General features: G+C 76.7%; 26 protein-coding genes. 12 read left to right on the top strand and 14 right to left on the bottom strand.

Annotated elements, in window-relative coordinates:
* Positions 1–46: 46 nt before the first annotated feature.
* Positions 47–1,414, bottom strand: coding sequence for an MFS transporter (locus ACI79L_RS02560; protein ID WP_456935253.1), 1,368 nt, complete (start codon positions 1,412–1,414; stop codon positions 47–49).
* Between the two features lie 239 nt (positions 1,415–1,653).
* Between ACI79L_RS02560 and ACI79L_RS02555 the strand changes: the two genes are divergently transcribed.
* Positions 1,654–2,406 (top strand): 3-hydroxybutyrate dehydrogenase, encoded by a 753-nt coding sequence (locus ACI79L_RS02555; protein WP_456935252.1) that lies wholly within the window; start codon positions 1,654–1,656, stop codon positions 2,404–2,406.
* A gap of 17 nt (positions 2,407–2,423) precedes the next feature.
* Complete coding sequence (locus tag ACI79L_RS02550) at positions 2,424–4,379, top strand: helix-turn-helix domain-containing protein (RefSeq protein WP_456935258.1); 1,956 nt, start codon at positions 2,424–2,426, stop codon at positions 4,377–4,379.
* On the opposite strand, the gene ACI79L_RS02545 is transcribed toward ACI79L_RS02550, so the two are convergent.
* Complete coding sequence (locus tag ACI79L_RS02545; RefSeq protein ID WP_456935251.1) at positions 4,369–4,551, bottom strand: hypothetical protein; 183 nt, start codon at positions 4,549–4,551, stop codon at positions 4,369–4,371. The two genes, ACI79L_RS02550 and ACI79L_RS02545, sit on opposite strands and share 11 nt — an antisense overlap.
* An 87-nt stretch (positions 4,552–4,638) precedes the next feature.
* On the opposite strand from ACI79L_RS02545, the gene ACI79L_RS02540 reads away from it, so the two are divergent.
* Positions 4,639–5,517 (top strand): 3-methyladenine DNA glycosylase, encoded by an 879-nt coding sequence (locus ACI79L_RS02540; protein WP_456935250.1) that lies wholly within the window; start codon positions 4,639–4,641, stop codon positions 5,515–5,517.
* Positions 5,518–5,604: 87 nt separating this feature from the next.
* Here ACI79L_RS02540 and ACI79L_RS02535 read toward each other — a convergent pair whose 3' ends face one another.
* Positions 5,605–6,048, bottom strand: coding sequence for a hypothetical protein (locus tag ACI79L_RS02535; protein ID WP_456935249.1), 444 nt, complete (start codon positions 6,046–6,048; stop codon positions 5,605–5,607).
* A 169-nt stretch (positions 6,049–6,217) separates the two neighbouring features.
* Here ACI79L_RS02535 and ACI79L_RS02530 point away from each other — a divergent pair, with 169 nt between their 5' ends.
* Positions 6,218–7,057 carry a tyrosine-protein phosphatase gene (locus tag ACI79L_RS02530; RefSeq protein ID WP_456935248.1) on the top strand — a complete coding sequence of 280 codons (840 nt, stop codon included), beginning with the start codon at positions 6,218–6,220 and terminating at the stop codon, positions 7,055–7,057.
* 139 nt (positions 7,058–7,196) lie between these two features.
* Here the strand turns inward: ACI79L_RS02530 and ACI79L_RS02525 are convergent, their stop codons facing one another.
* The 3 genes from ACI79L_RS02525 to ACI79L_RS02515 all read right to left on the bottom strand — a co-directional run bounded on the left by ACI79L_RS02525 (position 7,197) and on the right by ACI79L_RS02515 (position 11,520).
* Entirely contained in the window at positions 7,197–9,287 is a 2,091-nt protein-coding gene (locus tag ACI79L_RS02525) for a diguanylate cyclase domain-containing protein (RefSeq protein WP_456935247.1), read from the bottom strand.
* A gap of 219 nt (positions 9,288–9,506) precedes the next feature.
* Positions 9,507–9,659, bottom strand: coding sequence for a hypothetical protein (locus ACI79L_RS02520; RefSeq protein ID WP_456935246.1), 153 nt, complete (start codon positions 9,657–9,659; stop codon positions 9,507–9,509).
* 175 nt (positions 9,660–9,834) lie between these two features.
* A complete protein-coding gene (locus tag ACI79L_RS02515) occupies positions 9,835–11,520 on the bottom strand; it encodes a putative PEP-binding protein (protein WP_456935245.1) in 1,686 nt (561 codons plus the stop codon).
* A 190-nt stretch (positions 11,521–11,710) separates the two neighbouring features.
* Between ACI79L_RS02515 and ACI79L_RS02510 the strand changes: the two genes are divergently transcribed.
* The 4 genes from ACI79L_RS02510 to ACI79L_RS02495 are packed head-to-tail and all read left to right on the top strand — an operon-like array spanning position 11,711 to position 15,991.
* The gene (locus tag ACI79L_RS02510; protein WP_456935244.1) at positions 11,711–12,478 is read left to right on the top strand and encodes a DeoR/GlpR family DNA-binding transcription regulator; all 768 of its coding nucleotides are present in this window, start codon (positions 11,711–11,713) and stop codon (positions 12,476–12,478) included.
* Positions 12,475–13,485 (top strand): 1-phosphofructokinase family hexose kinase, encoded by a 1,011-nt coding sequence (locus ACI79L_RS02505; RefSeq protein WP_456935243.1) that lies wholly within the window; start codon positions 12,475–12,477, stop codon positions 13,483–13,485. Before ACI79L_RS02510 ends, ACI79L_RS02505 begins: the two co-directional genes overlap by 4 nt.
* Before the next feature lie 18 nt (positions 13,486–13,503).
* Positions 13,504–15,678: a PTS fructose transporter subunit IIABC gene (locus ACI79L_RS02500; protein WP_456935242.1), complete on the top strand. Its 2,175-nt coding sequence runs from the start codon at positions 13,504–13,506 to the stop codon at positions 15,676–15,678.
* A gap of 52 nt (positions 15,679–15,730) precedes the next feature.
* Positions 15,731–15,991 (top strand): HPr family phosphocarrier protein, encoded by a 261-nt coding sequence (locus ACI79L_RS02495; RefSeq protein ID WP_456935241.1) that lies wholly within the window; start codon positions 15,731–15,733, stop codon positions 15,989–15,991.
* Positions 15,992–16,056: 65 nt separating this feature from the next.
* Here the strand turns inward: ACI79L_RS02495 and ACI79L_RS02490 are convergent, their stop codons facing one another.
* The 4 genes from ACI79L_RS02490 to ACI79L_RS02475 form a co-directional block, all read right to left on the bottom strand.
* Entirely contained in the window at positions 16,057–16,524 is a 468-nt protein-coding gene (locus ACI79L_RS02490; RefSeq protein WP_456935240.1) for an SRPBCC family protein, read from the bottom strand.
* Between the two features lie 85 nt (positions 16,525–16,609).
* Complete coding sequence (locus ACI79L_RS02485; protein WP_456935239.1) at positions 16,610–17,776, bottom strand: AGE family epimerase/isomerase; 1,167 nt, start codon at positions 17,774–17,776, stop codon at positions 16,610–16,612.
* Positions 17,777–17,795: 19 nt separating this feature from the next.
* A complete protein-coding gene (locus ACI79L_RS02480; protein ID WP_456935238.1) occupies positions 17,796–18,461 on the bottom strand; it encodes a response regulator in 666 nt (221 codons plus the stop codon).
* The gene (locus ACI79L_RS02475) at positions 18,458–19,645 is read right to left on the bottom strand and encodes a sensor histidine kinase (RefSeq protein ID WP_456935237.1); all 1,188 of its coding nucleotides are present in this window, start codon (positions 19,643–19,645) and stop codon (positions 18,458–18,460) included. Before ACI79L_RS02475 ends, ACI79L_RS02480 begins: the two co-directional genes overlap by 4 nt.
* A gap of 198 nt (positions 19,646–19,843) precedes the next feature.
* Here ACI79L_RS02475 and ACI79L_RS02470 point away from each other — a divergent pair, with 198 nt between their 5' ends.
* A complete protein-coding gene (locus ACI79L_RS02470; protein ID WP_456935236.1) occupies positions 19,844–20,407 on the top strand; it encodes a hypothetical protein in 564 nt (187 codons plus the stop codon).
* A gap of 57 nt (positions 20,408–20,464) precedes the next feature.
* Here the strand turns inward: ACI79L_RS02470 and ACI79L_RS02465 are convergent, their stop codons facing one another.
* Genes ACI79L_RS02465 through pdhA form a run of 3 tightly spaced genes read right to left on the bottom strand, consistent with a single transcriptional unit; the run spans position 20,465 to position 24,080 of the window.
* Positions 20,465–21,961 carry a dihydrolipoamide acetyltransferase family protein gene (locus ACI79L_RS02465; RefSeq protein WP_456935235.1) on the bottom strand — a complete coding sequence of 499 codons (1,497 nt, stop codon included), beginning with the start codon at positions 21,959–21,961 and terminating at the stop codon, positions 20,465–20,467.
* Positions 21,961–22,941 carry an alpha-ketoacid dehydrogenase subunit beta gene (locus ACI79L_RS02460; protein WP_456927389.1) on the bottom strand — a complete coding sequence of 327 codons (981 nt, stop codon included), beginning with the start codon at positions 22,939–22,941 and terminating at the stop codon, positions 21,961–21,963. Before ACI79L_RS02460 ends, ACI79L_RS02465 begins: the two co-directional genes overlap by 1 nt.
* Entirely contained in the window at positions 22,941–24,080 is a 1,140-nt protein-coding gene (gene pdhA, locus ACI79L_RS02455) for a pyruvate dehydrogenase (acetyl-transferring) E1 component subunit alpha (protein ID WP_456935234.1), read from the bottom strand. The genes ACI79L_RS02460 and pdhA overlap by 1 nt, the downstream gene beginning before the upstream one ends.
* 215 nt (positions 24,081–24,295) lie before the next feature.
* Here pdhA and ACI79L_RS02450 point away from each other — a divergent pair, with 215 nt between their 5' ends.
* Positions 24,296–24,796 (top strand): Lrp/AsnC family transcriptional regulator, encoded by a 501-nt coding sequence (locus ACI79L_RS02450; protein WP_456927387.1) that lies wholly within the window; start codon positions 24,296–24,298, stop codon positions 24,794–24,796.
* A gap of 37 nt (positions 24,797–24,833) precedes the next feature.
* Complete coding sequence (locus ACI79L_RS02445; RefSeq protein WP_456935233.1) at positions 24,834–25,895, top strand: M42 family metallopeptidase; 1,062 nt, start codon at positions 24,834–24,836, stop codon at positions 25,893–25,895.
* Here ACI79L_RS02445 and ACI79L_RS02440 read toward each other — a convergent pair.
* A complete protein-coding gene (locus ACI79L_RS02440; protein ID WP_456935232.1) occupies positions 25,888–26,139 on the bottom strand; it encodes a DUF3253 domain-containing protein in 252 nt (83 codons plus the stop codon). The two genes, ACI79L_RS02445 and ACI79L_RS02440, sit on opposite strands and share 8 nt — an antisense overlap.
* Positions 26,140–26,193: 54 nt before the next feature.
* On the opposite strand from ACI79L_RS02440, the gene ACI79L_RS02435 reads away from it, so the two are divergent.
* The gene (locus ACI79L_RS02435) at positions 26,194–26,712 is read left to right on the top strand and encodes a hypothetical protein (RefSeq protein WP_456935231.1); all 519 of its coding nucleotides are present in this window, start codon (positions 26,194–26,196) and stop codon (positions 26,710–26,712) included.
* Positions 26,713–26,727: the final 15 nt, after the last annotated feature.

The raw sequence follows: 26,727 nt of genomic DNA, 5'->3' as shown, positions 1-26,727 counted from the left end.
GCCCCCGATCCCGGATCGGGGGCGCCCCGTGGCGTGTGCGCTGCGGTCAGACCCGGGCGGCCGCCCGGTCCGCCGTCTCGACGGCGTCGTCCGCGGCGAGGTCGCGGACGCGGGTCTCGCCGTAGGTGAGGACCGCCACGAGCGTGACGACGGCGCAGACGGCCAGGTAGACGGCCACGCGCGTCGGGCTCGGGTCCTCGAAGCTGCCGAGCAGGGCGACCGCGATGAGCGGCGCGGGCGCGCCGGCGACCAGCGAGGCCAGCTGGGCGCCGATGGAGACGCCGGTGTAGCGGGCCTTGGTGCCGAACAGCTCGGCGAAGAACGCCGCCTGCGGGCCGTACATGGCGCCGTGGAAGAGCAGGCCCACGATCAGCGCCAGCACGACGAGGGCGAAGCTCCCGGTGTCGAACAGGCCGAACAGGGCGAAGCCCCAGATGCCGGTGCCGGCGGCGCCGAGGAGGTACACGGGCCGGCGGCCGACGCGGTCGGACAGCGCGCCCCACAGCGGGATGGTCACCAGGTGCACCGCGGACGCGATCAGCAGCGCGTTCAGGGCGAACGAGGCGTCCAGGCCGAGCGCCTTGGTGAGGTAGGCCGTGGTGAACGCCGTGAGGATGTAGAAGGCGACGTTCTCGGCGATGCGGGCGCCCATGGCGACGAGCACCTCGCGCTTGTAGCGCTTGAGGACGACGGCGATCGGCGCCTGCTCGGCCGCGCCGGTCTCCCGGGCCTTCGCCTCGGCGACGCGCTGCGCCTCCAGGAACACCGGCGACTCGCTGACCGCCAGCCGCACCCACAGGCCGACCAGGATGAGCACGGCCGAGAGCAGGAACGGGATGCGCCAGCCCCAGGACTCGAAGGCCGCGTCGGACTGGAACGCGGCCAGCAGCGCGAGCACGGCGGTGGAGAGGAGCTGGCCGGCGGGCGCGCCGGCCTGCGGCCAGGAGGCCCAGAAGCCGCGGTTCTCGGGCCGGCCGTGCTCGGAGACGATGAGGACGGCGCCGCCCCACTCGCCGCCGAGGGCGAAGCCCTGCACCAGGCGGAGGAACACCAGCAGCAGCGGGGCGAGCCCGCCGACGGTCGCGTAGGTCGGCAGCAGGCCGATGGCGAAGGTGGCGCCGCCCATCATGAGCAGCGAGACGACCAGCAGCTTCTTGCGGCCGACCCGGTCGCCGAAGTGGCCGAAGACCAGCGCGCCGATCGGGCGGGCCGCGAAGCCGATGGCGTAGGTGCCGAAGGCCAGCAGCACGGCGGCGAAGTCGGAGGAGTCGGGGAAGAACAGCGGGCCGAAGACGAGCGCGGCGGCCGAGCCGTAGAGGAAGAAGTCGTACCACTCGACGGTGGTGCCGATGATGCTCGCACCGACGACGCGGCCGAAGCTCCGTCTCTGGGGGGTCTGGGTGGGTGCGGACACGCGGTTCTCCTCGGTGGACGGATCCGGACCCGACCGACGCTAGGAAGTGCCCGGGGGCCTGCCCATGTGCCGGAGGCCAGTTCTGTGAACCAGGTCATGTGGTCCGCGAACATGTCCCGGCCCCGACCGGTGCCCCCACCGGTCGGGAGACCCGGTGTGGGCGGCCCCCACCCCCGTGGCCGGAGGTGTGTGTGCTGCCGCCGTGGGAGGGGCCGCACCCGCGGCCTAGCGTCGCCGCCATGAGCGCGAAGGACCTCGAGGGACGGCGGGCGATGGTGACCGGCGGGGGGTCGGGCATCGGCCGCGCGGTCGCCGCCCGGCTGGCCGAGGCCGGCGCCGCGGTGGTCGTCGTCGACCGGGACGGCGCGGCGGCCGAGGAGGTGGCCCGCACCCTGGGCGGCAGCGCCGTCGCCGTCGACCTGTCCGACCTGGCCGCCGTCGACGCGCTCGACCTCGACGTCGACGTGCTGGTCAACAACGCCGGCTTCCAGCACGTCGCGCCGCTGCACGAGTTCCCCGTCGAGGTGTTCTCCACCATCCAGCGGCTCATGGTCGAGGCGCCGTTCCGCCTGGTCCGCGGCGCGCTGCCGCACATGTACCGGCGCGGCTGGGGCCGGGTGGTCAACGTCAGCTCGGTGCACGGCCACCGGGCGTCGCCGTTCAAGTCCGCCTACGTCACCGCCAAGCACGCGCTCGAGGGCCTGTCGAAGGTGGTCGCGCTCGAGGGCGCCCCGCACGGGGTCACCTCCAACTGCGTGGCCCCGGCCTACGTGCGGACGCCGCTGGTCGAGGGGCAGATCGCCGACCAGGCCCGCAGCCACGGGATCTCCGAGGACGAGGTCGTCGAGCAGGTGATGCTCGCGCCGGCGGCGCTCAAGCGGCTGATCGAGCCCGCCGAGGTCGCCGACGCCGTCGCCTGGCTGTGCTCGCCCGCCGCGGCCTCGATCACCGGCACGTCGCTGCTCATGGACGGCGGGTGGAGCGCCCACTGATGGCCCGGCCGGTGACAATGCCGGTCGTGGCCCGGACCGCAGCGCTGCCCGCCGACGGCCCCGGCCGCACGCCCCGGGTCCCCTCGGCGGCCGCGGAGTACCTGCAGATGGTCCTCGACGACGCCGCGGCCATCGAGTACGAGGGCCCGCTGGTGCGCGCCCGGGCCGCGGGCGCCGACCCCGCCACGCTCGCCGAGCTGGAGCAGGTCCGGCTCCTGGCCCTGCAGGTGCGCGCCGCCTTCGCCGCGCGCCGCCGGCGGGAGTCGGAGCTGTCGGCGCTGTTCGACACCGCGAGCGACCTCGCCACGCTGCGCGGCGTCGACTCCGTGCTCACCGCGATCGTCCGCCGCGCCCGCCAGCTGCTGGGCACCGACGTCTCGTACCTGACGCTCAACGACGACGCCCACGGCGACACCTACATGCGGGTGACCGACGGCTCGGTGTCGGCGCGCTTCCAGGCGCTGCGGCTGCCGATGGGCGAGGGGCTGGGCGGGCTGGTCGCCCAGACGGCCGCGCCCTACGCGACGGCGAGCTACTTCACCGACGCCCGGTTCCACCACACCGACGACATCAACGGCGGCGTGCGCGAGGAGGGCCTGGTCGCCATCCTCGGCGTGCCGCTGATCCGCGGGTCGCAGGTCATCGGGGTGCTCTACGCCGCCGACCGCGCCGAGCGGACCTTCGACCGGTCCGAGGTGGCGCTGCTCGGCTCGCTGGCCGCGCACGCCGCGATCGCGCTGGACAACGCGCGGCTGCTGGAGGAGACCCGGGCCGCCCTGGAGGAGCTGTCGGCGGCCACCCGGGAGCTGCGGGAGCACACCGAGTCGGTGGAGCGGGCGGCGGGCGCGCACGACCGGTTCATCGACGTCGTGCTGCGCGGGGGCGGCGTCGAGGGCGTGGCCGCGGCCGTGACCGACGCCCTGGGCGGGCGGATCACCGTGATCGACGAGGAGGGCCGCCCGTCCCCCGCGGCCGACGGCGGCGGCGCGCTCCCGCCCGACCCGGCCGGCGCGCTGGCGTTGGCCCGCTCCACCGGCCGCACCGTGCGCGACGGCGACTGGTGGACCGCGGCGGTGACCGTGGGCAGCGACCTGCTCGGCGGGCTGGTGCTGCAGCGCGAGGGCGACCTGTCCGACGCCGACCAGCGCATCCTCGAGCGCGCCGCGCTGGTCACCGCGCTGCTGCTGCTCATCCGGCGCACCGCCGGCGAGGCCGAGGGGCGGGTGCGCGGCGAGCTGCTCGACGAGCTGCTGACCGTGCCGCTGCGCGACCCCGACGGCCTGCGCGAGCGCGCCCGCCGGCTGGGCACCGACCTGGACCGGCCGGCGTCGGTCGTCGTCGTCCGGGTGGAGGAGCGCTGCCGCGGCCGGGCGCTGGCCGCCGCCGCGCACCTGGCCGCCACCCGCGGCGGGCTCGCCGGGGTCCGCGACGGCCGCGTCGTGCTGTGCCTGCCCGACCTCGCGCCGGGGGCGGCGGCCGCGCTGGTGCGGCGGGAGGTCGCCGCGGCGGTCGGGCGGCCGGTCACCGCCGGCGGCGCCGGTCCGGCGCCCGGCCCGGCCGCGGTGGCGGGCGCGTGGGCCGAGGCCGGGCGGTGCGCCTCGACGCTGGAGGCGCTGGGCCGCACCGGGGAGTCGGCGAGCGCGGACGAGCTGGGCTTCGTCGGCCTGCTGGTGGGCGAGGGCCGCGACGTGCCCGGCTTCGTGCAGGCCACGCTGGCGCCGGTGCTCGACTACGACGCCCGCCGCGGCACCGACCTGGTGGCCACGCTGCGGGCCTGGTTCGACACCGGCGGCTCCCCCGCGCGGGCGGCCGAGGTGCTCAACGTGCACGTCAACACGGTCACCCAGCGGCTGGACCGGGTCGGCCGGCTGCTCGGGCGTGACTGGTCGGCCCCGGAGCGGGCGCTGGAGGTGCAGCTGGCGCTGCGGCTGCACCGGCTGACCGCCGCCGACGGCGCGGCGGTCAGCCCATGACGCCCGGCGGGACGATCCGGTCGATCTCGACGTCCCGCCGCCTGCCGCAGCGCCGGCAGACCTTCTGGTCCGGGCCGCGCAGCCGCTCGTCGTCGGGGTGGCGCTGCACGTAGGCGTGCAGCCCCAGGCGGCACAGCAGGGGCTTCAGGGTGGTCCGCGCGTCGCCGGCCATGGCGGTCGCCTCCCTCGTCGCGGACCCCCAGGCTGGCACCGTCCCGTCCCCGGCCGGTGGGCCGGAGGACCCTCCTACCCTGGTCCGGTGACCGCCGTCCTCCCCTGCCTGCCGGCGGCCGAGTGGACGGCGCGGGCGGCCGCGCACGACGCGCGGGTGGAGCGGTGGACCGCGCCGCACCGCGACCGCCGGCGCCGGGGCGAGAGCCACCCGGTGCTGGACTTCCTGTTCACCTACTACTCGGAGACGCCGTCGCGGCTGCGCCGGTGGCACCCGGGCCCGGGCGTCGCGCTGGCGCCGTCGGCGGAGGGCCCGGCGCCGCACGCGGCCTGGCGCTGGTACGCGACCGGCGGCGACGGCAGCGTGCGGCTCGACGTCGCGGCCTACCTGGCCGACCGGGCGCCGACCGTCCGCTTCGTGCGGGACCTGCTCGCCGCCACCGCGTCCCGGCCGGCGCAGACCGGCTGCTTCGGGCTGCACGAGTGGGCGATGGTGCACCGCGCCGAGGAGCGGCGGCACGCGGCCCCGCTGCGGCTGGGGCGGGCGGGCACCGACGCCGTCGTGGAGGCGCACGCGATCCGGTGCAGCCACTTCGACGCGTTCCGGTTCTTCACGCCGTCCGCCGTCGGGCTCAACCGGCTGCGGCCGACGCGGGAGACCCAGGTCGCGATGGAGCAGCCGGGCTGCCTGCACGCGACGATGGACCTCTACAAGTGGGCCTACAAGCTGTCCCCCGCGGTGCCCGGCGAGCTGGTGGCCGACTGCTTCGAGCTCGCCGTCGAGGTGCGCGAGCTGGACATGCGGGCCTCGCCGTACGACCTGGCCGACCGCGGCTACGCGCCGGTGCGGATCGAGACCGCCGAGGGCAAGGCGGAGTACGTCGCCGCGCAGCGGGGCTTCGCCGAGCGCGCCGCCCCGCTGCGCCGGCGGCTGGTCGAGGTCTGCGACCGGCTGCTGGCGTCCTAGCTCACCGCAGCGCGTCCTGGCTCATGGTCGACGGTGAGCCAGGACGCAGCACGATCGGCCCAGCTGATCGTGCTGCGGAGCCCGCGGTCAGACGCCGTCGCGGGGGCCGGCCGCGCCGACGCCCACCCCGAGGGACGCCGTCTGGCGCAGCTGCTCGACCACCCGGCCCGGCGGCGGGGTCTCCCCGCCGGTGGGCGCCGAGGGACGGCGGCCGGAGCGGCGCTCGCGCAGCCGGGCGACCAGGCCCGCGATGCCGCCGGGCACGAAGAAGACGACCACCACGAACAGCGCGCCGAGCAGGAACAGCGGCTCCGACAGCGGCACCTGCAGCCAGGCCGGCAGGTCCTGCACGGCGGGCGAGGAGGCGAGGTCGGTGAGCCTGCTGTCGGGGTAGGTGCAGAGGGCACCGCCGAGCACTGCGCCCCACCGGCTGCCCGCGCCGCCGAGCACGACCATGACCAGCAGGCCGAGGGTGAAGTCGGCGGTCGCCGTGCGGGGCGTGGAGCCGCCGAGCAGCAGCACGTGCACCACGGTTGCTGCTCCGGACGGTCCGGTCCGGTGTGGTCTGGACCACACCGGAGGGAGCCGGTCACGGCTGCCCATGTCGGCGACCTCCACAGCCACACCCGTCCCTGTGGTGAGCGAGCACACGTCCCCGGCCGGCACGGGCCGTTCACCGCGGGGCCGTACCGTCGGACGGGTGACCTCGACCTCCGGTGACGTGCGCACCGACCGCTGGCTGCGGCTCGACGGGACGACCAACACGCGCGACCTGGGCGGCCTGCCCACCACCGACGGCGGCGTGACGGCGTTCGGCCGCGTGCTCCGCAGCGACAACCTGCAGACCCTCAGCGACGACGACGTCCGGCGGCTGGTGGAGGACCTGCGGCTGCGCGACGTGATCGACCTGCGCACCACCGCCGAGGTGCTGCTCGAGGGCCGCGGCCCGCTGCGCGCGGTCCCGGAGGTCACGCACCGGCACTTCAGCCTGCTGCCCGAGCGGGGCCACCACACCGACGTGTTCGCCGTCGAGGAGGACGAGGTCCCCGACCTGCCGGCCGACTGGGCCGAGACGGTGCTGCCGCGGCAGACCACCGAGGCCGACGAGGTCGAGCCGCCGGCGGTGCGCTCCTACCTCGGCTACCTGCACCACCGCCCCGAGAACGTGCTGGCGGCGCTGCGGGCGATCGTCGCCAGCGACGGCGCGGCGGTCGTGCACTGCGCGGCGGGCAAGGACCGCACCGGCGTCGTCGCGATGTTCTCCCTGGCCGCGGCCGGGGTGCCCGACGAGGAGATCGTCGCCGACTACGCACTGACCGCCGAGGTCATCGAGGCCCTGGTGGCGAAGCTGCGGCAGTCGCCGACGTACGCCGACGACATGACCCGCCGGGACGTCGCCAGCCACACGCCGCGGGCGGCGACCATGCGCCGGCTGCTGGAGATCCTGGGCGAGCGGCACGGCGGGCCGCTGGGCTGGCTCGACGAGCACGGCTTCGGCGCCGCCGAGCAGGCCGCGCTGCGCGCGAGGCTCCGCGACTGACGTAGTCCCCGAGATCAACACGCGTCGGCGGCCCTCTCGAGGCCGTGGAGAGGGCCGTGGACGTGTGTTGATCTCGCCCGCGCCCACGCCCTAGGGGGCTGTCCGGCGCGCGGCCCCTGGCGGACCTCGTGGACCGCCGCTAGTCCGCCGTCCGCGGGGCCGGGGCCGGCGGGCGGTCGCGGTGCTTGTGCCGGTACATGGCCGCGTCGGCCTCCCGCAGCAGCCGCTCGGCGTCCCCGCCGGGGCCGGTGTGCACGGCGACGCCGGTGCTCGTGCCGACCTGCGCCGGGACGCCGTCGAGGCGGAACGGCTCGGTGAAGGCCGCCGCCACCCGGCCGACGACCGCCTCGGCGTCGGCCGGTGCGGCCAGCCGGGGCAGCAGGACGGCGAACTCGTCGCCGCTGAGCCGGCCGACGGTGTCGCCGGGGCGCACCGCGGCGCGCAGGCGGGCCGACACCTGGCGCAGCAGCTCGTCGCCGGCGGCGTGGCCGAGGCTGTCGTTGACCGCCTTGAACCGGTCGAGGTCGCAGAAGAGCACGCCGACGGAGCCGGCGGGCGCGATGGCGGCCAGCGCGGCGGCCAGCCGGTCGCGGAACAGCACCCGGTTGGGCAGCCCGGTGAGCGCGTCGTGGGTGGCCTGGTGCCGGACGGTCTCCAGCAGCCGGGCCTTCTGCAGCGCGGTGGAGGCCTGGTCGCCGACACCGCGCAGCCGGGCGAGGACGTCGGCGTCGAGGGCCTGGCTGACCTCGCCGTCGGCCCAGCTGGCGGTGACCACGCCGAGGAAGGTGGTGCCCGCGAGCAGCGGGACGGCGACGACGTCGGTGAGGTGCAGGGCGGCGAGCAGGTCGCGCATCGGGGCGCTCGCGCCGGTCGCGCCGACCACGCGGGGCTCGCGGTCGGTGAGGATGCCGAAGACCTCGGGCACGTCCCCGGCGCGCAGGGCCGCCGACCGCAGGACCTCCTCCTGCTCCGGGGACAGCCCGGCACAGGACTCCGCCCGCAGGACGCCCGCGGCCGGGTCCCAGAGCAGGACGCCGGAGCTGCCGCAACCGACGATGCCGGGCAGCGCGCGGGCGACGACGGCGCAGACCTCCGCAGCCCCGCCCGCCTGGGCCAGGCCGTGCGCCAGCTCCAGGAGGGCGCCGGCCCGGCGGGCCTCCAGCCGGCTGTCCTCGAGGGCCAGCACGAGGTCGAGGGCGGCCGCGGCGTGGCCGGCGTAGGCGGCGAGCATGGCCCGCTCGTCACCGAGCCCGCCGTCGCCGGCGCGGTGCAGGGCGGCCAGCCGGCCGTGGGTCCGGCGGGCGGAGGCGACGTCGACGGTCACCGCGCCCGGGCCCAGGTCGTCACCGGCGAGCAGCCGCGCGACCAGCGGCGTCACCTCGTGAGGGGACAGGCCTGAGCTGTGCACGAGCGGGGCGCCGCCGCGCGGGGAGGAGACGGCGAGCAGGTAGGCGGGGGCGAGGACGGCGGCGGCCGCGCGGTCCACGATCCGCCGCAGGACGGTCTCGAGGTCCCCGCCCTCGACCAGGTCGGTGGCCGCCGACTGCAGGCTGCGGACCTGCTGGCGCAACGCCACGAGCTCCGGGTCGGTCGCGTCCGTGCCGCGGCGGCGGCGCGGCCACCGGCCGCGGCGCTCCCAGGTCAGGTGGTAGACGCAGGCCGCGGCCCCCGAGGACTCGCACTCCTCGTGGACGACGGTGGCCGGGGCCAGGCCGAAGATGGTCGGCACCATGCTGATGAGCCCGCGCGCGTAGTCGCAGTCCAGCCGCGAGTGCACGTAGCCCGCGTGCAGCCGGTAGCGCAGGGTCGCGGACGTGGCGTCGGACCGCAGCACCTCCATCGTGGAGGTGGTGGTGAAGTTGGCGACCGCACGCGGCAGCCGGGCGAACACCTGCCGCGGTGAGCCCATGGCCCGCACGAGGACGACCAGGCTGGGGTTCATCCCGGTCCGCAGGGACTCCGCGCCGATGCGGTACATGGCGCCGGGGTCGCCGAGCACCTCGGTGGCCGCGGTGAACAGGCGGATCCGGGTGTCGTAGCTGGTCCACGTCGCGGGCCGGGACAGCTCGGCGGCCGTGAACGGCACACCCGCGCGGCGCAGCACCTCCTCGACCGCCTCGTCGCCGCCGTGCTGGCGGACGGAGGCGAGGACCAGCCCGGTGGTGGCACCCGACGTCTCACGGGCCTCCACCGTGGGGACGGCCCCGTCCGCGGGCCCTGCTGCGCTCACGCGGGGACGATCGGCACGCGGGGCCGCCGGGTTGAGCGGGGCGACGCGGTCCGGGGCGCCACTCCCCCGTGCGGGGGACCGGCCCCGGACAGCAGTCGGCCCCGGGCTGCGGAGGCAGACCGGGGCCGTGCAGTCACGCCGCAGGTGAGCGGCGCGGGCGGCCTCCCTGCAGGGGCCCGCCGCGAGCGTGCGAGCGGTGGGGGGCAGGGAGGTCCTTCGTCAGAACCCGCGCGTGTGGAACGAGTTGCTGTTGGCCATGGTGAGCAGCTCGTCGCGCATCGCGGGGCTGCTGCTGCGGGCGAGGGCCCGGTCGATGGCCCGCCGCGTGCGAGCCGCCTGCCGACGCTGCCGCCAGGTGGTCCCGATGGACATGTCCGTGTCTCCTCTTCGGTGCTCTCGTCGTCGTGCACCTGTAGTAAAGCAGGTGACGACCCGAGTATTCCGAAGGATCGCAGGACGTGTCAGGGGATGTCCGACGATCGTTCACCCTGGAGGGTGGGATCGATCACGATCCGACGGCGTGGCGGGCACGCCGACACGGGTCGCGTCAGGCGCGGGCGAGTACCGCCCGCGCGGCGGCCCGGCCGGCCCGCGGGTCGTCGGCGGCCAGCGCGGCGGCCGCTGCCTCCCGGCAGGCGGCGAGGTCGACCGTGGCCAGCCGCGCCCCGACCCCGGCGACGGCGGAGCCGGCGCAGGACAGCGACGTGATGCCGAGGCCGACGAGGACGCAGGCGAGCAGCGGGTCGGCCGCCGCCTCGCCGCAGACGCCGACCGGCTTGCCGGCCCGCCGGCCCGCGGCCGCGGTCAGCTCCACCAGCGCCAGCAGCGCCGGCTGCCACGGGTCGGTGAGGTCGGCCAGGTCGGCGGAGAGCCGGTCGGCGGCCAGCGCGTACTGCGACAGGTCGTTGGTGCCGATGGACAGGAAGTCGACGTGCCGGAGCAGCCGGTCGGCCAGCAGCGCCGCCGAGGGCACCTCGACCATCACCCCGGGCACCAGCCCGCGCTCGCGCACCCGGGCGGCGAAGTCCGCGGCCTCGGCCTCGGTGGCGACCATCGGCGCCATCACCCAGGGCGTGGTGCCGGTGCGGCGGGCGGCCTCGGCGACGGCGTCGAGCTGGCGGTCGAGCAGGCCGGGGTCGCGGCGGGCCACCCGCAGGCCGCGGACGCCGAGCGCGGGGTTGGCCTCCTCGGGCGGCGTCGCGAACTCCAGCGGCTTGTCCGAGCCGGCGTCGAGGGTGCGCAGGACGACACGGCGGCCGGCCGCGGCCCCGAGGACGTCGGCGTAGCCGCGCGCCTGCTCCTCGACGGTCGGCTCGGCGGCCCGGCCGAGGAAGGCGAGCTCGGTGCGGAACAGGCCGACCCCCTCGGCGTGCGCGGCCAGCGCCGCCCGGGTGCCGTCGCCGTCCTGCACGTTGGCCAGGACGGGGACCGCGACGCCGTCGCGCGTGGCGGCCGGCCCCTGGTAGCCGGCCAGGGCCTCGGCCGCGCGGCGGGCGGCGTCGAGCTGGCCGGCGGCCACCGCCGGGTCGGGGTCGACGGTGACGGTGCCCTCCTCGGCGTCGAGCAGCACGGTCGCGCCGGCGGGGACGGCGTCCAGCCCCTCCACCGCGACGACGAGGGGCAGGCCCAGCTGCCGGGCGATGATCGCGGTGTGGCTGGTGGTCCCGCCCAGCCGGGTGGCCAGCCCGACGATGCGGGCGGGGTCGAGGCCGGCGGTGTCGGCGGGCGCGAGGTCGTCGGCGAGGAGGACCGAGGGCTGCTCGGGCGCGGGGACGCCGGGCTCGCCCTGGCCGGTCAGCTCGGCGACGACGCGGTCGCGGACGTCGCGCACGTCGGTCACCCGCTCGGCCATGACGCCGCCCAGCGAGGTGAAGACGTCGACGAACTGTTGCGCCGCCTGCACCGTCGCCACCGCGGCGGGGACGCCGGCGCCGATCCGCTGCTCCACCGCGCCGAGCAGCCCGCGGTCGCGGGCCATGCCGGCGGTCGCCGACAGCACCTCGGCGGTCATGCCGGTGGCCGCGGCGGCGCGGTCGGCCAGGCGGCCGGCGACGGTCTCGGCGGCCGCGGCGAACCGCGTCCGCTCCTCCTCCCGCGCGGGCTCCGGCAGCTCGTCGAACGCCTCGGCGGGCAGCCGGACGGCGCCGGAGGGGCGGACGACCGGACCGAGGACCACGCCGGGGACGACCGGCGTCCCGGTGAGCACGGTGCTGGCGGCGGCGGTGGTGGACATGCGGACCTCGCGTCGGTCGGAGGGATGTCGGTCGGGGACCTCGTCGTCCGTCGGTGACCACAATCACGAAAGCGTGTTGACTTGTCAACGTAACCAACGTACAACCACAGAGACACAAGCCCGTTCCCACACGTTCGGGCACTGCCGCCGGCCTCCCGAGGATGCCGGGGACGACCGAGGGGGTCGACGGGTGTACGCCGAGGAGCGCCAGCAGGCGATCGCCACGCTGGTCGCCGAGCAGGGGCGGATCGCGGTCACCGCGGTGGCCGAGCAGTTCGGGGTCACCACCGAGACGGTGCGCCGGGACCTCGCCGTCCTCGAGCGGGCCGGGGTCCTGCGGCGCGTGCACGGCGGCGCCGTCCCCGTCGGGTCGCTGACGCTCATGGAGACGGCGCTGGCCGAGCGCAACGCCACCCGCGCCGAGGCCAAGCGGAAGATCGCATCGGCGGCGCTGGACCTGCTGCCCGGCCGGGGCGGCAGCCTGCTGCTCGACGGCGGCAGCACCACCGCCGCGCTGGCCGAGGCGCTCCCGCTGGACCGGTCGCTGTTCGTGGCCACCAACGCGGTGCCGATCGCCGCCCGGCTGGCCAACGCGCCGGGCGTGACGCTGCACCTGCTCGGCGGCCGCGTCCGCGGGCTCACCCAGTGCGCGGTCGGGGAGACGCCGGTGCGGGCGCTGGCCGAGCTGCGGGTCGACGTCGCCTTCCTCGGCACCAACGGCATCACCCCCGGCCACGGCCTGACCACCCCGGACGAGGCCGAGGCCTCGGTGAAGCGGGCGATGGTCCGGGCCGGGCAGCGGGTGGTCGTGCTCGCCGACAGCAGCAAGCTCGGCCGCGAGCACCTGGTCCGCTTCGCCTCCCTCGACGACGTCGACGTCGTGGTCACCGACGACGGCGCCGACCCCGCGACCCTCGACGAGCTGGACGCCGCGGGCGTCGAGGTCGTGGTCGCGTGAGCGGGGGACGGGTCGTCACGCTGACGGCGAACCCCAGCCTGGACCGGACGCTGGCCCTCCCCGGCCCGCTGGCCCGCGGCGAGGTCGCCCGCCTGGGCGCGAGCTCCACCGAGCCCGGCGGCAAGGGCGTCAACGTCGCCCGGGCGCTGGCCGCCGCCGGCGCCGACGTCCTCGCCGTCGTGCCCGCCGACCCCACCGACCCGCTGGTCACCGCGCTGCACGGGCTGCACCTGCCGCTGGTCACCGTCCCCACCGGCGCCCCGGTGCGCACCAACTACTCGCTCACCGAGCCCGACGGCACCACCACCAAGCTCAACGAGCCCGGCACCCCGCTCGACGCCGGCCTGCGCGCCGCGCTCGCCGCCGCCGTGGCCGCGGCCGCGGCGGGCGCCGACTGGGTGGTGCTGTCCGGCTCGCTGCCGCCCGGCACGCCCGAGGACTGGTACGCCGAGCTGGTCCGCGCCGTCCGCGGCACCGGCGCCCGGGTCGCCGTCGACACCTCCGAGGCGCCGCTGCGGGCGCTGCTCACCGCGGGCCCGGCGTCCGCGCCGGACCTGCTCAAGCCCAACGCCGAGGAGCTGGCCCAGGTCGCCGGCACGACCGAGGCCGCGCTGCTCGCCGACCCCGCCGTCCTCCTCGCGGCGGTGCGGGCGCTGCACGCCGGCGGCGTCGGCGAGGTGCTGCTGACCCTGGGCGGCGCCGGCGCGGTGCTGTCCACGGCCGACGGCGTGTGGTCGGCGCGCGCGCCGCGGATCGCCGTCCGCAGCACCGTCGGCGCCGGCGACTCCAGCCTGGCCGGCCACCTGCTGGCCGACCTGGCCGGCGCCCCGCCCGCCGAGCGGCTGCGCCGCGCGGTCGCCACCGGCTCGGCCGCCGCCGCGCTGCCCGGTTCCGCCGTCCCCACGCCGCAGCAGGTCCACCCGGACGCCGTCGAGGTGTCCCCCGGCCTGCCCGGCACCCCTCCCCTCCCCGAGCCCGTCCCGGCCGCCGGCCGCGACGTCCCCTGACGCCCCGGAAGGTCCGTCATGTCCGCACTCATCACGCCCGAGCTGGTCGTCCTCGACGCCGACCTCGGCTCCGACAAGGCCGCGGTCGTCCGCCGGCTGGCCGGCCTGGTGGCCGACGCCGGCCGGGCGACCGGCGCCGAGGCGCTCGCCGGTGACGCGCTCGCCCGCGAGGCGCAGGCCGCCACGGGCCTGCCCGGCGGCATCGCCATCCCGCACTGCCGGTCGGCCGCGGTCACCCAGGCGTCGCTGGCGTTCGCCCGGCTGGCCCCCGGGGTCGACTTCGGCGCCGCGGACGGCCCGGCCGACCTGGTCTTCCTCATCGCCGCGCCCGCCGCCGGCGACGCCGACCACCTCACCCTGCTGTCTGCGCTGGCCCGCGCGCTGGTCCGGCCGGACTTCGTGGCCTCGCTGCGGGCCGCGGGCTCGGCGGAGGACGTCGTCCGGCTGGTCGAGGAGGTCGTCTCCCCGCAGCCGGCGGCCGGCGCGACCGCGGCCCCCTCGGTCCCGGCCCCCGCCACCGCCCCGGCCGCCGCGGCCCCGTCGGCCGCCCCCGCCGACGCTCCTGCCGCCGCCCCGGCCGCGCGGCGCAAGCTGGTCGCAGTCAGCGCCTGCCCGACCGGGATCGCGCACACCTACATGGCCGCCGACAAGCTCACCGCCGCGGCGCAGGCCGCCGGCGTCGACCTGGTGGTCGAGACCCAGGGCTCCTCGGGCGCCACCCCGCTGGACCCGGCGGTCATCCGCGACGCCGAGGCGGTCGTGTTCGCCGTCGACGTCGGCGTGCGGGACCGCGACCGGTTCGCCGGCAAGCCGGTCGTCCAGGCCGGCACCAAGCGCGCCATCAACGACCCCGACGGCATGATCCGCGAGGCGCTGGCCGCCGCCGACGACCCGAACGCCCGCCGCGTGCCCGGCGGCACCGGCGGCGAGGCCGCCGCGACCGCCCCGGCCGGCCGGCCGAGCACCGGCGCCGAGATCCGCCGCTGGCTGCTCACCGGCGTCAGCTACATGATCCCGTTCGTCGCGGCCGGCGGTCTGCTCATCGCGCTGGGCTTCCTCTTCGGCGGCTACCAGATCGTCAGCACCGACCCCTCCACCGTCACGAGCGCGCCCGTGGAAGAGGGCAGCAGCTACGCCCTGAACTGGGTGCTCAACAACTCGTTCTTCGACCTGCCCAGCGCCTCCGGCGTCGAGGGCCTCAACGACGGCTTCTGGGGTTACCTGGGCGCGGTCTGCACCGTGCTGGGCCAGGCCGCGTTCGGCTTCCTCGTCCCCGCGCTGGCCGGGTTCATCGCGTTCGCCATCGCCGACCGCCCGGGCATCGTCCCCGGCTTCGTCGTCGGCGCCGTGTCGGTGACCGTGGGCGCCGGCTTCATCGGCGGCCTGGTCGGCGGCATCATCGCGGGCTTCGCGGCGAAGTGGATCGCCTCGTGGCGGCTGCCCGCCGGTGTCCGCGGCCTGCAGCCGGTCGTGATCATCCCGCTGCTGGCCACGCTGATCTCCAGCGGCCTCATGGCCGTCGTCCTCGGCCGGCCGCTGGCGCTCGCGCTGGACGGCCTGGGCGACTGGCTCAACGGCCTGACCGGCAGCGCGGCGATCCTGCTCGGGATCATCCTCGGCCTGATGATGTGCTTCGACCTGGGCGGCCCGGTGAACAAGGCGGCCTACGTCTTCGCCACCACCGGCCTCACCGCCGCGATCTCCGGCGAGGGCGGGCAGCAGGAGCTGGTCATCATGGCGACCGTCATGGCCGCCGGCATGGTCCCGCCGCTGGCGATGGCGCTGAGCACCGTCATCCGGCCGAAGCTCTACACCCCCGCCGAGCGCGACAACGGCAAGGCGGCGTGGCTGCTGGGCCTGTCCTTCATCTCCGAGGGCGCCATCCCGTTCGCCGCGGCCGACCCGCTGCGGGTCATCCCGTCGATGATGCTCGGCGGCGCCACCACCGGCGCGATCGTCGCGGCCGCCGGCGTCGAGCTGCGCGCCCCGCACGGCGGCATCTTCGTGTTCTTCGCGATGAGCGGGGTGCTGGTGTTCCTGCTCGCCCTGGTGGTCGGCACCGTGGTCGGCGCCCTGGCGGTCACCATCGCCAAGAGCATCGGCCGGCCGAAGGCGGAGGCGGTCCCCGAGGACGCCGTCGACCTGGCCCACGCGCACACCGCGACGGCCGTCAGCGCGCCCGCACGCGTCTGACACGGCAGGCTCGACCCCACCACCCACTCCGAGCAGCGAGGACACCCACCCCATGCCCAGTCAGACCGTCACCGTCGGCTCCCGGGTCGGCCTGCACGCCCGCCCCGCCGCGCTCATCGCGGAGGCCGTGGGCAAGGCCGGCGTCCCGGTCACCCTGGCCACCCCCGGAGGCAACCCGGTCGACGCCGGCTCGCCGCTGATGATCATGACGCTCGGTGCCCAGAAGGGCGCCGAGGTCACCGTCACCAGCGACGACGCCTCGGTGGTCGAGCACATCGCCGACCTGGTGGCCCAGGACCTCGACGCCGAGTAGCCGACCGGCACGAACGACGGCGCCCGTCCCCTCCGGCCGGAGGGGACGGGCGCCGTCGTTCGTCCCTACTGCTGGTCCGGGCGCGGGACGTCGCCGCGCCAGGCACCGGTCTCGGTGCCGCGGCTCTCGATGAACTCCTTGAACCGCTGGGCGTCGGCCTTGACCTGACGGTCGTCGAAGCCGAGCGCGGCGCCGGCCTTCTCCACGATGCCCTGCGGCTCCCAGTCGATCTGGATCATGACCCGGGTCTTGCTGTCGTCGAGGCGGTGGAAGGTCACGACGCCGGCGTGCTTGGCCTCGCCGCCGGTGCTCGCCCAGGCCACCCGCTCCTCGGGGTGCTGCTCGGTGATCTCGGCGTCGAACTCGCGCTTGACGCCGTCGATGTTGGTGACCCAGTGGGTGAGCGTGTCGTTCACCTGGGTGATGCGCTCGACGCCGCCCATGAACTGCGGGAAGGACTCGAACTGCGTCCACTGGTCGTAGGCGACCCGGATGGGGACGTCGACGTCGACGGATTCCTGCACGCTGGCCACGGGAACGCTCCTCGTTGCTCGGGATTCGTTGCGGACGACCGACCCCTACCCACGCTCGCTGGAGCGGACACACCGACCGGCCTGGTCAGCGCAGCGCCGCGGCCACGCTCCCCCGCACCGGGGCGCCCTCGAGCAGCAGCATCTGCGCCAGGTGGTAGGCGTCCGGCTGCCCCGCCCAGGTGCCGGTGGCCACCTCGCCCGACGGCGTGAGCTCGTGGTGCCAGTTGCCGGTGGCGGGGTCGGCGAAGCGCTCCTCGCCGTGCGCCCGCCAGGCCGCGGCCAGGTCGGCGTAGCGGTCCTCGCCGGTGACCGCGCCGAGCACGGCGGCCGCCGCCACCGCCTCGCACAGCACCCAGTGCATCCGCGCGGTCACCACCGGCCGGTCGTCCCAGTCCAGCGTGTAGGGGAAGCCCGGCTCCCCGTCGGCGGCCCAGCCCCGGCCGGCGGCGGCGTCGAACAGCCCGACCGCGTCGTCGAGCAGCCAGGCGGGTGCGGCGTCGCCCAGCGCCGCGCGCAGGTGCAGGCACAGCCGCGACCACTCGAACTGGTGCCCGACGGTGACGCCGTAGGGCCGGAACGGGTCGGCCGGCCGGTCCCGGTTGTGCCCGGGCAGCGGCGTCCACGCGGCGTCGTAGTGCTCGGGCAGCCGCCAGTCCCGCTCGCGGGCCCAGCCGTGCACGATCCGCTCCGTGCTGCGCAGCGCGTGCTGCCGCAGCCGGGGGGCGTGCGGCCCGCCGAGCGCGTCGGCCGCGGCGAGGGTCGCCTCGACGCCGTGCATGTTCGCGTTGGCGCCGCGGTAGTCCGACAGCCGGGACCAGTCCGCGGTCCACTCCTCGACCGCGAGGCCCGCGTCGTCGTCCCAGAAGTGCCGGTCCCACACGGCCAGCGCCTCGTCGAGCAGCGCCGGGCCCCCGTCGACGCCGGCGGCGGTGGAGGTCGCCCCCGCCAGGACGGCGAAGGCGTGCACGTACGCGCTCTTCGTGTCGTCGTCCTCCGCCGCCCGCCAGCCGCCGTTCGTGCCGTCGTGCAGCGGCCCCCCGCGCAGCGCCGCGAGGCCGTGACGGACCAGTTCCTCCGCGCCCGGCCGGCCGAGCAGGTGCGCCAGCGCGAAGACGTGGGTCATCCGCGCGACGATCCAGGTCTGCTGCGGGCGGCCGGGCACGAGGGCGCCGTCGGCGCCGAGGTAGCCGAACCCGCCCTCGGGCACCCGGGCGCGGGCGGCGGCGGCGAGCAGCCGGTCGAGGTCGGTCACCGGCGCACGGTAGCGCCGTTCAGCCGCCCGGGCGGACGAGCCCGGTCTCGTAGGCGCGCACGACCGCCTGCACCCGGTCGCGCACGCCGAGCTTGGCCAGCAGGCGGGTGACGTGCGCCTTGACCGTGGCCTCGGTGACCACGAGCGTGCCGGCGATCTCGGCGTTGGACAGCCCCTGCGCGACGAGCAGCCACACCTCCCGCTCCCGCGGACTGAGGTCGGCGGCGGGGTCGGGCCCGGTGGCCGGCGCCGGCGCGCGCAGGTGCCGCTCGATCAGCCGGCGCGTGACGGCGGGGGCGAGCAGCGCGTCGCCGTCGGCGACGGTGCGCACCGCGTCGACCAGCCGGCCCGGCGGCGCGTCCTTGAGCAGGAACCCGGCGGCCCCCGCCTCCAGCGCCCGGAAGACGTACTCGTCGAGGTCGAAGGTGGTGAGCACGAGCACCTGGGGGCCGGCGGGGTCCCGGCGCAGCCGGCGGGTCGCCTCGATGCCGTCCAGGCGCGGCATGCGCACGTCCATCACCACGACGTCGGGCCGCACCCGCAGCGCCACCTCGACCGCCTCCGCGCCGTCGGCGGCCTGCCCGGCCACCTCGACGTCGCCCGCCTCGAGCAGGCCGGTGATGCCCGAGCGGACCAGCGCGTGGTCGTCGGCCACGACGACCCGCAGCCGCCGCGGCGCCGTCACGACGGCCCCACCGGGAGGACCGCGCGGACCAGCCAGCCGCCGTCCGGCTCCGGCCCCACCGCCAGGGACCCGCCGTACACGCGGACCCGCTCGCGCATGCCCGGGATGCCGTAGCCCCCGGAGCTCAGGCCGGAGGGCGCCGGCGGCGCGTCCCCGGGCGTCGCGCGGCGACCGTGGTCGCGGACCGCCACGGTGAGCTCGTCCCCGGCGCGGGCGACGGTGACGGCGGTCGGCGCGCCCGGCGCGTGCCGCAGCACGTTGGTGAGGGACTCCTGCACGATCCGGTAGACGGCCAGGGAGGGCCCGTCGGGCACGGGCCCGGCGACGTCCACGGTGAGCGCCACGTCCAGGCCGGCGCCGCGCGCCTCGTCGACCAGGTCCGGCAGCCGCTCGATGCCCGGCTGCGGCAGGTAGACGGCCTCGCCCTCGCGCAGGACGTCGAGCAGGTGGCGCATCTCCGCCATGGCCTCCGTGGCGGTGCGGCGCGCCGTGCCGATGTGGTCGCGGGCGCGGTCCGGGTCGCGGCCGACGAACAGCTCCGCGGCGCCGGTCTGCAGCACCACGACCGACACCGCGTGCGCGACGACGTCGTGCAGCTCCCGGGCGATGCGGGCCCGCTCCTGCGCCACGGCCCGGTCGGCCGCGGCGGCCGAGCCGGCCTCGGCGCGCAGGGCGGCCAGCGCCCGGTGGTGGACGACGCGCCCGCCGGTCCAGGCGCCCGCCACGAAGAAGAACAGCAGGACCAGCGCCCGCGGGTGGGCGCCCTCGACGCCGAAGTAGCCGAGCTGCCCCGCCGCCGCCATGGCGGCCAGCGGCAGCGCGCCCAGGCCCACCGCCGCGGGCAGCGAGCGGACGTGCACGGCGACGGTGAAGGCGGCCAGCAGCAGGCTCGGGAAGGGCGTGAAGGTCGCCGCCGCCTCCGCGGTCGCCGCGTGCACGACGAGGGCGGCCGACACGACGGCGGTGACCGAGCCGGGGAACCGGCGGCGCAGCGCCAGCGGGAGGGTGGACACCAGGACGAACAGCGCGCCCGGGACCGGGGCCAGGCCGGGCGAGAGGACGACCTCGACCAGCCCCCACACCGCCAGGCCGGCGGCGACCGCCAGGTCATGCCCGCTGGTCCAGCGGGGCACCGCCGCCGCCGCGACCGCGGGGTGCCGGGCGGCCGCGGCGGTCGTCGTCACGGCACGGGAACCTACGGGTCCCGGAGCCGGCCGCGCGTCCCCCGGAAGGCGACACGGCGGTTCGACCAAGGTCGACACCGCGGTCGCGACCCACCGCCCCCGGATGTGGACCGCAGGCCGACGCCGGCGGGCCCCGGTCGTTCCTAGCGTCCTCGGCGACCGCCTGACCAGGCGTCCCCACCGAGCCGAGGAGCCCTCGTGACCACCACGCTGCCCACCCCCGTCCCCGCCGCGACCCGGCCCCGGACCAGCGCCCGGGCCGGCGCCGCCGCGCTCGTCGCCGCCGGCATCTCGGTCGCCGTCGGCGTCACCCAGCTGCTCTACCCGCAGGACACCGACCCGGCGATCGAGCCGCGCACCGCCGCCATCCTCGTCGGCACCGCCGGGATGCTCTGGGCGCTGCCGGTCCTCTACCTGCACCTCGCCGCGCTGGCCGGCTCCCGCTGGCCGGCGGTCGTCACCTCGACCGGGACGGTGCTGCTCAGCGGCGGCATGCTGTCCAGCGTCGTCAACGGCGAGGACCTGGCCTTCTTCCCCGCCGTGGCGCTGGTGGCCAACGCGCTGTGGTTCCTCGGCTCGGCCGCCCTGGCCGTCGGCCTGTGGCGCTCGGGGCGGGTGTCCCGCCCGCTCGTCGCGCTGCTGCCCCTCGTGACGCCGGTCTTCCTGTTCCTGTCCCAGACGGGCGGGGGCGTGCCGGTGGGCGCGTACCTGGCCGTCGTCGGCTGGCTGCTGCTGCGCGGGCAGCTCGACCGCCGCGCCTGAGCCCCGGACCGAGGGCCTGCCGACCGGGATCGGCAGGCCCTCGACCCGTGTCCGGGGTCAGAACGCGAGCGCCAGGCCCGGGTCGGCCAGGAGCGCCCCGACGTCGGCGAGGAACCGGCTGCCGAGCTCGCCGTCGATGATCCGGTGGTCGAACGACAGCGCCAGCTGCGTCACCTGCCGGACGGCGATCCGCCCCTTGTGCACCCAGGGCATCTCGCGGACCGCGCCGAAGGCCAGGATCGCCGACTCGCCGGGGTTGAGGATCGGCGTCCCGGTGTCGACGCCGAACACCCCGACGTTGGTGATGGTGATCGTCCCGCCCGTCATGTCCGCCGGCGCCGTCCGCCCCGCGCGCGCCGTCTCGGTGAGCCCGGTGAGCGCACCGGCGAGCTCGGTCAGCGACAGCCGCCCGGCGTCCTTGACGTTGGGCACGACCAGCCCGCGCGGGGTGGCCGCGGCGATGCCGAGGTTGACCTGCCCGTGGACGACGATCTCCTGCGCCGCCTCGTCCCACGAGCTGTTCACCACCGGGTGCCGCTGCGCCGCGAGCAGCAGCGCCTTGGCCACGAACAGCAGCGGGCTGACCTTGACGCCGGCGAACTCCGGCCGCGCCGCGACCCGCGCGCGCAGCTTCATCATCCGGGTGACGTCGACGGTCAGGAACTCGGTCACGTGCGGCGCGGTGAACGCGCTGGCCACCATCGCCGCCGCCGTGGCCTTCCGCACGCCCTTGACGGGGATCCGCTGCTCGCCGGCGGCGGGGGCCACGGGCGCGGGCACCACGGCCGGGGCGGACGGCGCGCTCGCGGCCGCGGTGACGTCCTCGCGGGTGATGACCCCGCCGGCGCCGCTGCCGGTGAGCGCGGTGAGGTCGACGCCGAGGTCGCGGGCGAGCTTGCGCACCGGCGGCTTGGCCAGCGGGCGCACCGTGCCCCGGCCGGGCGTGGCCGGCCGGGAGGGGGCGGCCGCCTCGGCGCGGGCGTGCGCCTCGGCCTGCCGGCCCACCTCGAGGCCGCCGTGCCGCACCGGCTTGACCGTGGCGTCGGGGGCGGTGGCCAGCAGCGGCGGCCGTTCGGAGCCGCCCGACCCGTGGTCCGCGCCCGGCGGGGCGGGTGCGGCGGCGTGCACGGGAGGCGCCGACCGGCGCGGGCGCCGGCGGGCCTCGGTGTTCCGCGGCCCGTAGCCGACGAGCACCGCCGTCCGCCCGCCCGGGGCGGCCCCGCCGATCAGCCCGGCCCCGGCCTCCCCGCCGTCCGCCGGAGCGGCGGGGGCGGGGGCGGAGGCGGGGGCGGGGGCGGGGGCGTCCTCGCCGCCGACGTCGATCGTGATGATCGGCGTGCCGACGTCGACGGTCGTGCCCGCCTCGTGCAGCAGCTCGGTGACCGTGCCGGCGTACGGCGAGGGCAGCTCGACGGCGGCCTTGGCGGTCTCCACCTCGCACAGCGGCTGGTTGACGGTGACGGTGTCGCCCACCGCCACCAGCCACTGCAGGATCTCGCCGTCGGTCAGCCCCTCCCCGACGTCGGGGAGCTTGAACTGGCGCAGCCGGCCCATCAGGACGCCACCACCCGGTCGACGGCGTCGAGCACGCGGTCGAGGTCGGGGAGGTACTCCTCCTCCAGCTTCGACGGCGGGTAGGGGGTGTCGTAGCCGCCGACCCGCAGCACCGGCGCCTCCAGGGAGAAGAAGCACTCCTCGGTGATCCGGGCGGCGATCTCCGCGCCGAGGCCGAGGGTCACCGGCGCCTCGTGGACGACGACGCAGCGGCCGGTGCGGCGCACCGACTCGACCACCGGATCCAGGTCCAGCGGCGAGAGGGTGCGCAGGTCGACGACCTCCAGCGAGCGGCCCTCCTCGGCGGCGGCGTCGGCGGCCTGCAGCGCCGTCTTCACCATCGGGCCGTAGGCCAGCACCGTGACGTCGTCGCCGCCGCGGACCACCCGGGAGGCGAACAGCGGGTCGGGCGTGGCGTCGGTGTCGACCTCGGCCTTCTCCCAGTACCGCCGCTTGGGCTCGAGGAAGACGATCGGGTCGGGGTGCGCGATCGCCTGCTGGATGCCCCAGTAGGCGTCGACCGGGTTGCTGACCGCGACCACCTTGAGCCCCGGGGTGTGCGCGAAGTACGCCTCGGGGCTCTCGCTGTGGTGCTCGACCGCGCCGATGCCGCCGCCGAACGGGATGCGGATGACGATCGGCATGGCCAGCTTCCCGCGGGAGCGGGCGTGGATCTTCGCGACCTGGGTGACGATCTGGTTGTAGGCGGGGAAGACGAACCCGTCGAACTGGATCTCGCACACCGGCCGGTAGCCGCGCATGGCCAGGCCGACGGCGGTGCCGAGGATGCCGGCCTCGGCCAGCGGGGTGTCGACGACGCGGTCCTCGCCGAAGTCCTTCTGCAGGCCGTCGGTGATGCGGAAGACGCCGCCGAGGCGGCCGATGTCCTCCCCCATGAGCACGACCTTGGCGTCGTCCTCCATGGCGCGGCGCAGGCCGAGGTTGAGGGCCTTGCCGATGGTGAGCGTCTCGGTGCCCATCAGTGACCCGCCCCCTCGAAGCTCCCCTGGTAGGCCTCGAAGGCCGCCTGCTGCGCCGCCAGGTGCGGCGTCTGCTCCGCGTACACCCGGTCGAACATCGCCGTGCCCGGCGGGTCGGGCATCTCCAGCGTGCCCTTCCGGATCCGCGCGGCCAGCTCGTCGGCCTCGGCCTCGACGGCGTCGAAGAACGCCTGGTCGGCGATGCCGCTGCGGGACAGGTGCGCCTTCACCCGCGCGATCGGGTCGCGCAGCTTCCACTCCTCCAGCTCGCTGGCCAGCCGGTAGCGGGTGGGGTCGTCGGAGGTGGTGTGCGCGCCCATCCGGTAGGTGAACGCCTCGACGAACGTCGGGCCCTGGCCCTCGCGGGCGGCGGCCAGCGCCGCCCGGGTGACGGCGAGGACGGCGAGGACGTCGTTGCCGTCGACCCGCACGCCGGGGAAGCCGAAGCCGGCCGCGCGCCGGTACAGCGGCACCCGCGACTGCCGCTCGAGCGGCACGCTGATCGCGTACTGGTTGTTCTGGCAGAAAAAGACGACCGGCGCCGAGAAGCTCGCCGCCCAGATCATCGCCTCGTTGACCTCGCCCTGGCTGGTGGCGCCGTCGCCGAGGAAGGCCAGCGTCGCGCTCTCCGCGCCGTCGCGCTGCAGCCCCATCGCGTAGCCGGTGGCGTGCAGGGTCTGCGCGCCGATGACGACGGTGTAGAGGTTGAACCCCGTCGCCACCGGGTCCCAGCCGCCGTTGTCGACGCCGCGGAACAGGCTGATGACGTGCAGCGGGTCGACGCCGCGCACCCAGGCCACCCCGTGCTCGCGGTAGGTGGGGAAGGCCATGTCGTCGGCGCCCATCGCGCGCCCGGCGCCGATCTGGGCGGCCTCCTGGCCCAGCAGCGAGGCCCAGATGCCGAGCTCGCCCTGGCGCTGGAGGGCGGTGGCCTCGACGTCCCAGCGGCGGACCAGCACGAGGTCGCGGTACAGCCCGCGCAGGTCCTCGTCGCCGATCTCGAGGGAGTACTCGGGGTGCTCGACCCGCTCGCCCTCCGGGGTCAGCAGCTGCACCAGGTCCGGTTGCTGCGGCAGGTGGGGCGCCGCCGCACCGGGTACGGGGTCCACCGCCTCCGTCGTTCCGCTCGGCACGCTCACGCGCTCCTCCTCGCCGTCGGCCGCGCCGCCGGGGTCGCCGGCCGGTCGCGGTGCTGGACGTCCTGTGTGCGCCGGGGTGTGGCGGCACTCACACATCGTGGCACGACCGACCCCCCGCGGAGCACATCACCCCCCTCCCGGATTGCGCAAGGTCACGACGGCGGACTGCGCAGGATGACAACTGGTAGGACGTCCGAACGTGTCAGACTGAGCAGATGCCGCCCGGCCCGGACCGTCTGGACGCCACCGACGCCCGCCTGGTGCAGGCGCTGACCGACGACCCCCGCGCCACGGTCATGGCCCTGTCCCAGCGGCTGGGGCTGGCGCGCAACACCGTGCAGGCGCGGCTGGCCCGGCTGGAGTCCGGCGGCCTCCTCGCGCCGTTCGACGCCCGGGTGCGGCCCGAGGCGCTCGGCTACCGGCTCGGCGCCTACGTGACCGTGCAGGTCGTGCAGCGCAGCCTGGAGGAGGTCGCAGCCGCGCTCGCCGCGCTGCCCGAGGTGCTCGAGGTGACGGCGCTGTCCGGGGCCGCCGACCTGCTCGTGCGCGTGGTCGCGGTCGACGCCGACGACCTGTGGCGGCTCACCGAACAGGTGCTCGCCGTCCCCGGCGTGGAGCGCACCGACACCGCGCTGGCGCTGCGCCGCTACGTCGACCACCGGGTCGCCCCGCTGCTGGAGCGGGCCGCGGGGGCGGACCCGGCGCCGGGCGGGTAGGACGGGTCCGGACGCCGTCGCCGACCCGAGGAGCCCCGTGGCCACCCCGCTGCCCGACCTGCTCGACGAACTGCTGCGCACCTACGGCCCCTGCGGGGAGGAGCAGGCGGTGCGCGGCGTCGTCCGCCGGGAGCTCGAGCCGCTGGCCGACGAGGTGACGGTGGACGCCGCCGGCAACCTGGTCGCCCTCCTGCACGGGCGGGACCGGTCGGCCCCGGCCGTCCGCGTGACGGCACACCTCGACGAGCTGTCGATGATGGTCAAGCGGGTCGAGCCCGACGGCACGCTGCGGGTCAGCTCGCTGGGCGTCATGTACCCGGGCAACTTCGGCCTCGGCCCGGTCGCCGTCCTCGGTCGGCGGGAGGAGCTGACCGGCGTGCTCACCCTGGGCTCGGAGCACACGACCACCGACAGCCCGCGCATCTGGGAGACCAAGCCGGACCAGGGCGACAAGGCCGTGGACTGGTCGCACGTCTACGTCTTCACCGGGCGCCCGGCCGACGAGCTGGCCTCGGCCGGCGTGCACCCCGGCACCCGGGTGTGCGTGCACGCCGACCGGCGCGGGCTCACCCGCTTCGGCGACTTCGTCGGCGGTTACTTCCTCGACGACCGCGCCGCGCTGACCGCCCTCGTCGGCGCCGCCCGGCTGCTGCGCGGGCGCCCGCACGGCGACGTGTACCTGGTGGCCAGCACCAGCGAGGAGATGGGCGGCATCGGCGCCTCCTACGCCGCCCGGACCCTGCCCGGCGACCTCACCGTCGCCCTCGACGTCGGCCCGGCGGAGGCCGAGTACCAGGTCACCGTCGACGGCGGCCCCGTGGTCGCCTACGCCGACGACGCCGTCGTCTACGACCGGGTGGTCGCCGACGCGCTCGTGGACACCGGCCGCGAGCTCGGCGTGGACCCGCAGACGGCGGTGTGGCAGTCCTTCGACTCCGACGCCTCGCAGGCGAAGGCCTCGGGCCAGACGGCGCGGGCGGCGCTGGTCAGCCTGCCCACGCTCAGCACGCACGGGTACGAGGTGCTGCACACCGGCACCGTCGACCGGACCGCCCGGCTGCTCGCCGCCTTCCTCGCCCGCCCGCTGCCGGTCAGCTGACCCGGCGGACGCGCACCGGGCCGCGGGCGGTGGCGACGTCGACCACCGCGCCGCGCTGGGTCACCTCGACCGCGCCCCGCCGCGCGAGCCGTCCCGCGGCGGCGCGGGCGGCCGGCATGAGGTCGCGCCAGCCCTCGGGGTCGACCGCGCGGGCCGCCTCCGACGGGCAGATCGTGGCACCGGGGGCGCGGGCGTCGAGCAGCGCGTCGATCGCCCGCTCCAGGGCCGCGCCCGCGTCGTCCACTCCCCCAGGATGCGCCCGTTTGCCCTGGTGAGCGCGGCGGGTACCGCGGACGGCATGGCGAGACGCACCCCCGTGGGGACGTTCGGCAAGGGCAGACGGGGCATCAGCACGCTGGGCTGGGCGGTGCGGGGCGCCGCGGCCGGCGCGGCGGGCACCACCGCGCTCAACGCCGTCACCTATCTCGACATGACCGTCCGCGGCCGCGGCACCAGCTCCACGCCCGAGCAGACTGTGGAGAAGCTCGCCGAGAAGGCGCACGTGCCGATCCCGGGCGACGAGGAGCACCGGCAGAACCGGATCCAGGGGCTCGGGCCGCTGACCGGTCTCGTCGCGGGCATCGGTGTGGGCGTCGTCGTCGGGCTCGCCCGCGCCTCGGGGTTCCGCTCGCAGCCGCTGGTCGGGACGCTGCTCACCACGCTCGGCGTCCTGGTCGCGGCCAACGGCCCGATGGCGGCGCTGGGGATCACCGACCCGCGCAGCTGGTCGGCCACCGACTGGGTGAGCGACATCGTGCCGCACCTGGCCTACGGCGCCGTCGTCAAGACCACGATGGACGCCTTCGACCGGCCGTGACGGCGGTGCACATCC

This window comes from Geodermatophilus sp. SYSU D00684 (assembly GCF_054050455.1).
Note: the sequence above shows the minus strand (reverse complement) of the source record. Positions and strands in the feature narration are given on the sequence as shown.